The sequence below is a fragment of the Flagellimonas marina genome (genome assembly GCF_042651185.1).
Lineage (GTDB): Bacteria > Bacteroidota > Bacteroidia > Flavobacteriales > Flavobacteriaceae > Flagellimonas > Flagellimonas marina.
In genome coordinates this window covers 163589-174335 of the sequence record NZ_JBHSCL010000013.1, presented here as the reverse complement: position 1 = coordinate 174335, position 10747 = coordinate 163589, and the positions used below count along the sequence as shown (strand labels likewise).

Below are 10747 nucleotides of genomic sequence, written 5' to 3'. Positions count from 1 at the left end.
CGCACATCCACCAATGCGCTTGTCCCTCCCCCGGAGATTGCGACCTCAACACTTTGGTTTGCAATGCCCCCGGCACCAATGCTAAGGTTTTGATTATCCGCATCTCCATCGGCTATATCAAGAGGAATATTGGAGATATTATTCCAATCTGGTGTTATGGCAGTATAATCCACCTCAAGTGAACCATCTGCTGCCTGTATCAATCCGGTTCCAGCGACATCAAGATTAATTTTGTCGCGTGTAACAGCATCGTTTTGTAATTCTGTTTGTGTAATCGAATTCCCTGCTAAATTACTGCCAAACAGAGTTCTAGGAACAATGTTTTCTCCCCTTATTCGGTTGACCTCAAAATTGTAGTTGATTCCGTCAGGAGTTTCCGTTTGGGTCACCACTACGGTGCTGTCCCTAGAAGCAATATTAAAAACGGCCTCAGTGCTAACGGTAAATGAATTGTCCAATTCCTCGCATATATTAATCCACTCCGTACCATTGAAATAATGGATGCATTCAGCGTCCGTGTTGTAGACCATGGCACCCCGCAATGGGTTAATGGTACTCATTTGGGCATCGGAGACCCGGGTTATTACAAGTACCCGATTATTACTTTGTAGTTCCAAAACGGAAGCTGGGTGTATGCTTTGTGGATTATCACCAATCTTTACCTGGGCTTGCAGGGAAGTGATCGCCAGTAGGGCAGCGATCAAAAAAACAATTTGCTTTTTCACAGTGTTTGATATTTGAGGTTTCCAAACGGAATCCACAAAACTAATCTTATGATCCGATTATTCTTAGAAATCCCGACCAAATACGAAGTTCACAGGTGAACGGATACCTCTTTTTTCTATCATGGCCGTTGGAGAATTAACAAAAGTTTAGAACAGCTTTACTTTTTTATATGACCTTCAAAGGTTTTCTTTAACTTGGGCTAAATGCTTTCTTATGAAAAATACACTTCTGATTTTGTTTTCGTTGTTCTTTTCAACCTTGGCCATGGCACAGGAAGATCGGCAATTGTTGCGCGGTAAGGTGCTGTACAGGAATACCAATGTGCCCAACGAGAACGTGATCAACTCCACCTCTGCCCAGGCCACCATTACCAATGATGAAGGGGAATTTGCCATTATGGTAAAAGTGGGTGACCAATTGGTGTTTACGGCACTCACCTACCAGTTGGAAATAGTAGTCATTACAGAGGAAATATTGGCGAACAACCGTTTGGTGGTTGAGGTAAATGAAAAGGTGCAAGAGTTGGATGAGGTTGTGGTTACCCCTGAAAACCAAGAGCGGTTTTTGCAGGTAAAGAATGAAGATTTTAAACAGTTCGACTACGAGATTGACCGGAGCACAGAAGTGGAAAACATTGCAGAGTCCAGAACGGTTCGGGGCATGCGTGACGGTCTGAATTTTGTGAACATTTTTAAGGCACTTTTCAAGTCGCAGGAGGCCGATGGACAACAACGCGCTCCGCTAAAGGTGAGTGAGGTGCTCCGGCATGTGTATGACGATGAGTTTTTTGTGGTCGATTTAAGGTTGCCACAAAACAAAATTGATGCATTCCTACTTTACTGCGATGATAAGATTCCTTCCCAGACCTTGCTGCGAAAGGAAAACGAATTTCAACTGATTGATTTTTTGGTCACACAGAGCAAGGCCTTTTTGACGGAGTTGAATGAAGAATGAAAAAGCTTCTTTTTCCATTACTGTGTTTATGCGTCTTATCAACCACTGCCCAAGATGGCATCACCAAAGAATTACGGGGTAAGGTTACCAGTGCCACTGAAGATGTGGTGGGTGTTGTGGTTCAGAATATCGCCTCGGAACAAACGGTGATCACCGATATTGATGGAAATTTTATCATTCGGGCGCAATTGAACGATACGTTGGTGTTTTCTGCTGTTCACTTCAAAAGAAAGGTACTGCCCATTAGCGAAACCTTGTTCAATTCCAGTTTTATTACTGTTCCCATGGAGGAATTTGTAAACGAATTGCGAGAAGTGGTGGTAAGTCCCTACAACCTTTCAGGGGTTTTGGACAAGGATTTGGAAAAACTCCCCCCTCCAAGAATTGTGGATGCTGAAGCCTTGGGACTTCCCAATGCCAATGCCAAGGACTATACCCAAAGTGAACGATTGCTTAAGGAAGCCTCTGCCATGAGCATTAAAGGTGGTGGTGGTCTGGGTGGTGCCGGTGGCGCAGTGTCCCTAAATCCAATCATCAATGCCATTACCGGTCGCACTAAAATGTTGAAGAACCGAGTGAAAGTGGACAATACCTACGCCCGGACGCAACGTGTGCAGGATTTTTATGTGGATTCGCTTTTTGTGACCACTTTAAAGATTCCTATGGAAAAAATAGAGGATTTTATGTACTTCTGTGAAGTGGATGAGGCATTTCAGACTACGGTGGACACACAAGATAAATTAAAAATTTGGGATTTTATGGTGGAAAAAAGTCGTGTTTACCGCCAGAACAATAATTTGGATTGAAATTTTAAGGAGTCAGGAAACAGGAGTCAGGAGTCAAGAAACAAGAATCAAGTTCAAGTTCAAGTTCAAGTTCAAGGTTTCAATAACCTAACAACCCAATAACTCAATAACCGAATAACCATTAACCGAATAACCATTAACCAATAACAGGTACGTCTTATATCTGGTTTCTTTTTTTCAATATATCGTCTCTGGTCCAAGAAAGTATATTTTGGCAAGTCTTTTGCACAAAATCCCATGAAATCCTGTAACATTGCCCCAATATAGGAGTCTAAAACTTATATGATGAAATTGAAAACAGCAAGGAAACTGCTATTGTCACTCGCAGTCATACTTTTTTTGTCTTTCACATCGGCTCATAAATTCTATGTCAGCGTTACCAATATGGTTTATGCAGAGGAAGATGATGCTTTTCAGATTACCAGTCGCATTTTTATTGATGACCTTGATGACGTTTTGGAAGAACGGTACGGCATAAAAGCGAAGTTGGCTACCAAGGACGAGGCCAAAGTGGCGGATGAGTACATCGAAAAGTACTTTAGGGCCAAATTTGCCGTGGAACTCAATGGTGAAGTTGCCCAATATACTTTTTTGGGAAAACGCTATGATAATGACGTGGTCATCTGCTATTTGGAAATTCCAAAAGTTGGTTTTTCAAACCTGAAATCCATGGCAGTCCAAAATGAAATCCTCACCGATTTGTTTGAAGAGCAGAAGAATTTGGTTCACCTTAAATGGAAAGGCCAAAAAAAGAGCTTTGTACTCATCAAGGAAAATAATAAAGGAATGTTAAACTTGTAACGTAATATTAACAGTTGGTTAAAAAAAGTTAATTTTCAACGTTTAAAAATCAAATAAAAAATGAACAGAGTTAAGTATTGTTTTGCTTCCATACTGTTTCTTTTTGGCGCTGTGTTGATGGCCCAGGAAGAAGGAGATGCCAAACCGGAACGGGAGCCTGGTCACTACAACCAAAGTAGGTTTAAGCAGTTGTATGAAGAATTTTCAACACCGAACACCTATCGTTCCGCTTCTGGCGCGCCAGGTCCTGATTACTACCAACAACAAGCGGATTATAACATCAGTGTGGAGTTGGATGATAAGAATGCAAGAATCCACGGTGAAGAAACCATTACCTATTATAACAATTCACCGGATAATTTGGAGTTTCTTTGGGTGCAATTGGACCAAAATGTCCGTGCCAAGGATTCCAAATCTCCACTACGTGATGGTAATGGGGTGAATATTGCCTATACCGCAGGCAATTTTGCCGAAACGTACATGAGCGAACCTTTTGATGGTGGTTTTAATATTGAATGGGTAAAAGATGCCAGTGGAAAGCCATTGTCCCACACCATCAATCAAACCATGATGCGGGTGAATATTCCAGAGCCGCTTAAGAGTGGTGAAAAAGTTTCCTTCTCTATAAAATGGTGGTACAATGTGCCAGACCATACCGTTAATAGAGCTCGGTCTGGATATGAATATTTCCCTAAGGATGGAAACCGCGCCTACGTTATTGCCCAGTTCTTTCCTAGAATGGCTGTTTACAGCGATGTGGAAGGATGGCAGAACCATCAGTTTTGGGGCAGTGGAGAATTTGCACTCCCTTTTGGAAACTATGATGTGAGCATAACCGTACCGGCAGACCATATTTTGGATGCTACGGGAGAGCTTCAGAACAGGGATGAAGTCTTCACCAAAGAAATGATGAAGCGCTATAAGGAAGCCAAAAAATCTTATGACAAACCTGTAATCATTGTTACCCAAGAAGAAGTGGAAGCTGCTGAAAAGGGCTTCTCAACCGATAAGAAAACTTGGAAATTCAAGGCGACCAATGTAAGGGACTATGCCTTTGCGTCTTCCCGTAAGTTTATTTGGGATATGCAGGCGGTTAATATTGATGGTAAGGATATCATGGCGGTTTCTCTTTATCCCAAAGAAGGAAACCCACTTTGGGAAGAACAGTCAACCAAAGCAGTTGTTCAAACGCTGAAGACGTATTCCAAGCACACCTTTACCTATCCCTATCATAAAGCAATTTCGGTACATGCCAAGAACCAAGGGATGGAATATCCCATGATTTGCTGGAATTATGGTAGACCTAATGAAGACGGTACGTATTCCGATCAAGTAAAATATGGAATGATCAGCGTGATTATTCACGAAGTTGGTCATAATTTCTTCCCGATGATCGTGAATTCAGATGAGCGTCAATGGGGCTGGATGGATGAAGGTCTGGATACCTTCATGCAATATTTGACCGAGCAGGAATTTGGTAAGAATTTTCCAGAGGTCATCGCGCCTAATGAAAACTATCCATCCCGAAGAGGAAACCCAGCGGACATTGTACCTTATATGGCTGGGGACCAAAGTTATATTGCCCCAATCATGTCAAACCCAGAAAATGTTTATCAGTTGGGGCCCAACGCTTATGGTAAACCTGCCACAGCATTGAACATACTAAGGGAAACTGTAATGGGGAAGGAACTGTTCGATCATGCCTTTAAAACCTATGCACAACGTTGGATGTTTAAGCACCCGACCCCAGAGGACTTCTTCCGAACCATGGAAGATGCTTCTGCCGTGGACTTGGATTGGTTCTGGAGAAGTTGGTTCTACACTACCGATTATGTTGATATTGGGGTGAAAGGCGTTAAAAAATACTACGTGAGCAGCAAGCCCACCAAACAAATGGAAAAGTATATGGCCGATAGAAATATCACAGAGGCTGATTTGCCACCATTGGTGTACTTGGCAGAGGAAGATAGTGAAGATTACATGCCCGAGCTTAAAGGGAAATCTCCAACCGAGTCTTCCCAAAACCTTAAGGAGTTTATGATGGATAACATGACCGAAGCCGAAAGGGCGCAGGTTAAAGAGCCTAAATATTTCTACGAAATAACATTTGACAAGCCCGGGGGAATCCCAATGCCATTGATTGTGGAATATACCTATGCTGATGGTACCAAGGAGAACGTTACCTATCCTCCAGAAATTTGGAGAAAGAACGACGCCGAGGTAAAACGCGTGGTTTCATCCCAAAAAGAGTTGGTGGGTATTGTGGTAGATCCAAAGTTGGAAACTGCTGATATTGACACCAGCAATAATGCTTGGCCCCAAAAAGATGAGAAATCAGACTTTGATAAATTCAAGGATAGCATCAAAGGAAAATAAGGGCAACAAAATAACAGTAAAAGGCCTCGTGATTTCACGGGGCTTTTTTTATTTTCCTACCAACTTCTGATTATATTTGTTGTATGTATTTTCTATTCATAAGCGGCGCAGAGATTTTTTTCATCCTATTCATAGTGGTGATGGTTTTTGGTGCCGATAAGATTCCTGGGATTGCTAAGGGACTTGGCAAGGGAATGCGCCAACTTAGGGATGCCACGGACGACATTAAGCGCGAAATTCAAAAAAGTGCCGATAAACAAGGTATCGATACCGACTTTACCAAGGACATCCGAAAAGAGATTGATGACGTTAAGAAAAATGTGGACGAAGTTACAGGCTCAGTAAAACGAAATCTCAAATAATCCATGTTACAAAGATTGCTCGAATGGGATAGGGATACGTTTATCTATCTCAATAGTTTGGGCATTGAAAGATACGACGGCTTTTGGTCCACGGTGACTGATATAGCCACATGGATTCCACTTTTTATCCTATTTGTCATTCTGTTTTTCCTGAAATTCCCAAAACGCGAGGCTTGGTTTAAACTTTTGACTCTCATTGGATTGGTCATTTTTATTACCGCCATAACCCATTGGACCAAAATTTCGGTAGCTCGGTTGCGACCCAATAACACGGAAGAAATCAATACGCTGATCCGTATTTTAAAAACTCCAACCGATTACAGTTTCTTCTCAGGGCATGCCTCAAGTTCCTTTTCCATTACCACCCTAATGTTTCTTTTCCTTCGGAAGAGCATAAAATGGGCAGCACTGTTCTTTATTTGGCCCATTTTGTTTGCCTTGAGCCGAATCTATGTTGGCGTGCATTTCCCGATAGATATTTTAGTAGGAATGGTTGTTGGGATTCTGTCCGGAATTCTTTTCTATAAATTGCACCACCGATTTATTTCACCCGACTCAAGGTCAGTCCATCCCTAATGGGCAATATCACTGTTTCAACCCGTGGGTCGCTTTGCAACTTTTTATTATAGGCCTTCAACGCAAGGGTGGCTTTGTCCGATTGGGGAACCGGCTCCACCACTTTCCCTGACCAAAGTACATTGTCCGATAAAATAACACCGCCCGGTCTGGTTTTTTGAATCACAGCCTCAAAATAGGCATCGTAGTTCACCTTTTGGGCATCGATGAAGACCAAATCAAACGAAAGGTCCAAGGTGGGGATAATATCCAATGCATCCCCCGTATGTTGAATGATATGGGGACCAAAACCACTCCGGTCAAAATATTTGCGTTGAAAACCATGCAGTTCCTCATTGATTTCTATAGTATGTAATTCCCCGGTTTTTTGGAGCCCTTCCGCCAAACAAAGGGCTGAATATCCGGTGTAGGTTCCAATTTCCAATATATTTTTCGGCGCAATAATTTTGGATAGTAAACTCAAGACCCGACCTTGAAAATGACCCGTAATCATTCTGGGCTGTAAAACCTTTAGATGGGTTTCCCTTGACAAATCCGCCAATAACTCAGGTTCTGACTGGGAGTGTTCTTCAATATAATCTTCTAGTATGTTGGAGAGGAAATGCATGGTTTATTTGAACTATTATATTCCAAATTTTCCTTTCCCAGAAAATGATTCAATTTCATCCTTATAGTCATATTGATACATTTCATCAGTTAGATACGAATACCAATTCCAAAATTTCAAGGGATTTCGTTTAAATGTCCTGTATAGGACCAAATCTTTATATTCTGGATGAGCATTCTTGTAAGCGGAAAATTGTCTTTCCATCATTCCAATATCCCTTCCTTTTGTTGGCATAGTTGAAAATTCAAATTCTGCATTATTGGTTTGGTAAAGATACGTTTGAAACATATTAATAAATCCTGATAAAACATTTCCCAGTACAATAACCGAAATCACTATGATTGATGCTTTGAAATACTTTGCTTTCATTGGTTATTTTTAAACTTTATAATGCTTATTGCTATGGCCAAAAAGGCGACAAAAATTGATGCCACAATATAACTAGCCTTCGAACCATTCCGAAAAAAATCTGCTATCAATTCAAGTAGTTGCTCAATCAAGGTTTATTTTTTTCAAAAATAGATAAAAGAAGTACATTCGGAGAGAACTTGTACCCTCAATTGAAATGACATCAGACCAAATTACAATTCGAAATGCCACTTTGGACGATCTGCCCATACTACTTCAATTTGAACAAGGCATTATCACCTCAGAACGCCCTTTTGATGTGACCATTAAAGAGGATCCCGTCAGTTATTACGACCTTAAACAGATGATTTTGGATGATGATAGCTGTGTTATTGTGGCCGAAATGGAAGGGAAGGTGGTGTCTTCGGGTTATGCCATTTCAAAACAAGCGCGGCATTATTTGGATCATGAGTTTTATGCCTATTTGGGGTTTATGTACACGGACCCGGCCTATAGGGGAAGGGGCATCAACGCTCTGATTGTGGATGCATTGAAAAAATGGTCCCATGGAAAAGGATTAAAAGAGATTCGTTTGACCGTTTACAACGATAATCTCCCCGCCATAAAGGCCTATGAAAAAGTTGGTTTTAAAAAGCATATCATTGAAATGCGTTTGGAATAATAACGGTGTGCTAAAATAGATTCACAAATCGTATTTTTGGGTTAAATCAAGTAAAGCATGACGTTCCACAATACCCTTGAGTTCGCACAACAGTTGGATGCGAAGGACAAGCTTTTTAAATATCGCAAGGAATTTCATTTTCCTAAAGTGAATGGAAAAGAAGTCATCTATTTTACTGGAAATTCCTTGGGATTACAGCCTAAACGAACCCAAGCCTTTGTGGATGAGGTTATGAAGGATTGGGAGGAACTCGCTGTGGAAGGTCATTTTTATGCAGACAAACCGTGGTGGGATTACCACGAGCGATTGGCAGCAGGTTTAGGTAAGGTGGTCGGGGCAAGTGCAAAAGAAGTTTCGGTGATGAATACCCTAACGGTGAACCTGCATCTTTTAATGGTTTCCTTTTATCGCCCTAACACAAAACGCTATAAAATTCTGTGTGAGGAAAAAGCATTTCCTTCCGATCAGTATATGTTGCAAAGTCAGTTGCGATTCCATCGGTTGGACCCAAAAGACGCCTTAGTAGAGGTAAAAAAACGGGAAGGGGAACATTTTTGGCGTACCGAGGACATCATCCAAAAGATAGAAGAAGTAGGTGAGGAGTTGGCGTTGGTTCTTATGGGCGGTGTAAACTACTACAACGGCCAAGTGCTGGATATGGAGGCCATCACCAAAGCGGGCAAATCTGTTGGGGCCTTTGTAGGTTGGGATTTGGCCCATGCCGTGGGCAATGTAAAACTGAACTTGCACGATTGGGATACCGATTTTGCAGCCTGGTGTAGTTACAAATACATGAACAGCGGTCCCGGAAATGCTTCAGGAATTTTTGTACACGAAAAACATTTGGGCAAAAAAGATATACCAAGGTTTGAAGGATGGTGGGGCACGAAAAAGGAAACCCGTTTTTTAATGGAACCGGAGTTCGACCCTATTGAATCTGCAGATGCTTGGCAATTGAGCAACCCACCCATACTGTCGCTTGCACCGTATTTAGCTTCACTGGAACTGTTTGATGAAGTAGGTATGGATGCTCTCATTGAAAAACAAAAGACCCTCACGGCCTATTTGGAGTTTGTTCTGCAAGAAATAGATAAACAGGTGGAGAGTTCATTTGAGATTATCACCCCCAAAGAGCGCGGTTGTCAACTTTCTGTCTTTTTGCATGGTGAAGGTCGGTCTTTGTTTGATTACCTTATGAAAAATGGTGTTATCACCGATTGGAGGGAACCCAATGTCATCCGATTGGCTCCGGCCCCTTTTTATTGCTCTTATACGGATATGTACAATTTTGGGCAAATATTAAAGCAGGGCATCCTGCAAAAGTAGATAGCCTTGCTTTAAATTAGCCAATCTTATGCGGTCATTGTTGCTCATTCTCTCCAATCCAAGATATTTTGGTCCTTCATGGATTTTTGCCAGTGTTAATATTTGGTTTGGAACGTGGGCCATTTATATCCCCTCCGTCAAAGAAAAGTTGGGCATAGACAATGCCGATCTCGGTATTGCCCTTTTTTGCTTGTCGCTCGGTGTTTTCACCATTTTTCCCATGGCCTCCAAACTTATCAACAGAATAGGGGTGGGAAGGGCATCATGGATAGGGGTTGTGTGTGTTTCTCTTGTGGCCCTGTTACCTCTTTTGGCCCCAAATTACTACATGTTGATGGGCGCTTTGTACCTTTTTGGTGCAGGTACAGGTTTTACGGATATTGCCATTAACACCTTGGTCACCGAAATTGAAAAGGAGGACAAACAAAATTTTATGTCCGCGGCACATGGCTTTTTTAGCTTAGGTGGAATTTTGGTCGGTCTTGGCAGTTTTCTGATTCCCGTGATTGGAAATCCTGTTTTGCATATGGGAATTTCGGTTATGGTGGTGTTCTTCATTAATTTTTATTTCAAAAAACACTACATCAATATTGTTGCCGCTCCTGTGGAGAAGGAACCGTTCAGCTTGAGACTTTTTAGGCCCTTATTGCTTTTGGGAATTATTGGGTTTATATGTTATGCCTGTGAAGGGGCTATCGTGGATTGGAGTGCGTTGTATCTAAAAGAGGTGGTTTTAGCCCCTGAAATGCTAATAGGAGCCGGATTTTTGGCCTTTTCCATCACCATGACCATAGGCCGATTCTTGGGAGATGGCATTAGCGCCATCATAGGTCCCATAAAAATAGTAGGCCTGGGTGCACTTATTGCTGCTTTTGGCTATGTATTGATTTTGACCCAGCATACGACATGGTCCATTATTGGTTTTGCATTTAATGGACTTGGTTTTTCGGTAATTGTGCCCGAATTGTTCCGTATTGGGGGCAATGTAAAAGGCGTGGACAGCTCACAAGGGATAGCCTTTATTGCAGGTTCGGGGTATATCGGCTTTTTGTTGGGGCCTGTTGTCCTTGGATTTGTTGCCGAAACCACCTCCCTTGTCTATAGCTTCTCTGTACTACTAGGCTGTATTTTGTTTGTATTGGGGATTACGTTTTTCCTTGGCAAAAAAAGAAAATAAATCATA

Annotated in this window: 11 protein-coding genes and 1 pseudogene; 9 read left to right on the top strand and 3 right to left on the bottom strand. The window is 41.8% G+C overall.

The genetic code is table 11. From position 1 onward, the window contains the following. Nucleotides 1-725, bottom strand: a pseudogene (locus ACFOWS_RS18930) (hypothetical protein); the annotation flags it as partial. Between the two features lie 214 nt (nucleotides 726-939). Here ACFOWS_RS18930 and ACFOWS_RS18925 point away from each other — a divergent pair. From ACFOWS_RS18925 to ACFOWS_RS18900, 6 genes are all read left to right on the top strand, one after another. Continuing rightward, the gene (locus tag ACFOWS_RS18925; protein ID WP_379768119.1) at nucleotides 940-1680 is read left to right on the top strand and encodes a hypothetical protein; all 741 of its coding nucleotides are present in this window, start codon (nucleotides 940-942) and stop codon (nucleotides 1678-1680) included. Next, a complete protein-coding gene (locus ACFOWS_RS18920) occupies nucleotides 1677-2486 on the top strand; it encodes a hypothetical protein (protein ID WP_379768115.1) in 810 nt (269 codons plus the stop codon). The genes ACFOWS_RS18925 and ACFOWS_RS18920 overlap by 4 nt, the downstream gene beginning before the upstream one ends. Before the next feature lie 282 nt (nucleotides 2487-2768). Beyond that, nucleotides 2769-3287, top strand: coding sequence for a DUF6702 family protein (locus tag ACFOWS_RS18915; RefSeq protein ID WP_379768112.1), 519 nt, complete (start codon nucleotides 2769-2771; stop codon nucleotides 3285-3287). Nucleotides 3288-3347: 60 nt separating this feature from the next. Beyond that, nucleotides 3348-5663, top strand: coding sequence for a M1 family metallopeptidase (locus ACFOWS_RS18910; protein ID WP_379768109.1), 2316 nt, complete (start codon nucleotides 3348-3350; stop codon nucleotides 5661-5663). An 83-nt stretch (nucleotides 5664-5746) separates the two neighbouring features. Beyond that, nucleotides 5747-6025, top strand: coding sequence for a Sec-independent protein translocase subunit TatA/TatB (locus ACFOWS_RS18905; RefSeq protein WP_366584526.1), 279 nt, complete (start codon nucleotides 5747-5749; stop codon nucleotides 6023-6025). Nucleotides 6026-6028: 3 nt separating this feature from the next. Beyond that, a complete protein-coding gene (locus ACFOWS_RS18900) occupies nucleotides 6029-6601 on the top strand; it encodes a phosphatase PAP2 family protein (protein ID WP_379768106.1) in 573 nt (190 codons plus the stop codon). Here ACFOWS_RS18900 and ACFOWS_RS18895 read toward each other — a convergent pair. Both ACFOWS_RS18895 and ACFOWS_RS18890 read right to left on the bottom strand, forming a co-directional pair. Then, nucleotides 6567-7208, bottom strand: a complete 642-nt coding sequence (locus ACFOWS_RS18895; RefSeq protein ID WP_379768103.1) for an O-methyltransferase — start codon at nucleotides 7206-7208, stop codon at nucleotides 6567-6569. The two genes, ACFOWS_RS18900 and ACFOWS_RS18895, sit on opposite strands and share 35 nt — an antisense overlap. A 15-nt stretch (nucleotides 7209-7223) precedes the next feature. Beyond that, nucleotides 7224-7577 carry a hypothetical protein gene (locus ACFOWS_RS18890; protein ID WP_379768100.1) on the bottom strand — a complete coding sequence of 118 codons (354 nt, stop codon included), beginning with the start codon at nucleotides 7575-7577 and terminating at the stop codon, nucleotides 7224-7226. A 196-nt stretch (nucleotides 7578-7773) separates the two neighbouring features. On the opposite strand from ACFOWS_RS18890, the gene ACFOWS_RS18885 reads away from it, so the two are divergent. Genes ACFOWS_RS18885 through ACFOWS_RS18875 form a run of 3 tightly spaced genes read left to right on the top strand, consistent with a single transcriptional unit; the run spans nucleotide 7774 to nucleotide 10741 of the window. Next, nucleotides 7774-8238, top strand: a complete 465-nt coding sequence (locus ACFOWS_RS18885; RefSeq protein WP_379768097.1) for a GNAT family N-acetyltransferase — start codon at nucleotides 7774-7776, stop codon at nucleotides 8236-8238. Nucleotides 8239-8295: 57 nt separating this feature from the next. Next, complete coding sequence (gene kynU / locus ACFOWS_RS18880) at nucleotides 8296-9564, top strand: kynureninase (RefSeq protein ID WP_379768094.1); 1269 nt, start codon at nucleotides 8296-8298, stop codon at nucleotides 9562-9564. A 28-nt stretch (nucleotides 9565-9592) separates the two neighbouring features. Then, on the top strand, nucleotides 9593-10741 hold the full coding sequence (locus ACFOWS_RS18875; RefSeq protein WP_379768091.1) for an MFS transporter: 1149 nt from the start codon (nucleotides 9593-9595) through the stop codon (nucleotides 10739-10741). The last annotated feature ends 6 nt before the right edge of the window (nucleotides 10742-10747 follow it).

Bases quoted from the DNA above. Each gene is read 5' to 3' on its own strand.
- ACFOWS_RS18875 (WP_379768091.1), top strand. From the start codon at position 9,593: ATGCGGTCATTGTTGCTCATTCTCTCCAATCCAAGATATTTTGGTCCT.
- ACFOWS_RS18895 (WP_379768103.1), bottom strand. From the start codon at position 7,208: ATGCATTTCCTCTCCAACATACTAGAAGATTATATTGAAGAACACTCC.
- ACFOWS_RS18890 (WP_379768100.1), bottom strand. From the start codon at position 7,577: ATGAAAGCAAAGTATTTCAAAGCATCAATCATAGTGATTTCGGTTATT.
- ACFOWS_RS18905 (WP_366584526.1), top strand. From the start codon at position 5,747: ATGTATTTTCTATTCATAAGCGGCGCAGAGATTTTTTTCATCCTATTC.
- ACFOWS_RS18910 (WP_379768109.1), top strand. From the start codon at position 3,348: ATGAACAGAGTTAAGTATTGTTTTGCTTCCATACTGTTTCTTTTTGGC.
- ACFOWS_RS18885 (WP_379768097.1), top strand. From the start codon at position 7,774: ATGACATCAGACCAAATTACAATTCGAAATGCCACTTTGGACGATCTG.
- ACFOWS_RS18915 (WP_379768112.1), top strand. From the start codon at position 2,769: ATGATGAAATTGAAAACAGCAAGGAAACTGCTATTGTCACTCGCAGTC.
- kynU (WP_379768094.1), top strand. From the start codon at position 8,296: ATGACGTTCCACAATACCCTTGAGTTCGCACAACAGTTGGATGCGAAG.
- ACFOWS_RS18920 (WP_379768115.1), top strand. From the start codon at position 1,677: ATGAAAAAGCTTCTTTTTCCATTACTGTGTTTATGCGTCTTATCAACC.
- ACFOWS_RS18925 (WP_379768119.1), top strand. From the start codon at position 940: ATGAAAAATACACTTCTGATTTTGTTTTCGTTGTTCTTTTCAACCTTG.
- ACFOWS_RS18900 (WP_379768106.1), top strand. From the start codon at position 6,029: ATGTTACAAAGATTGCTCGAATGGGATAGGGATACGTTTATCTATCTC.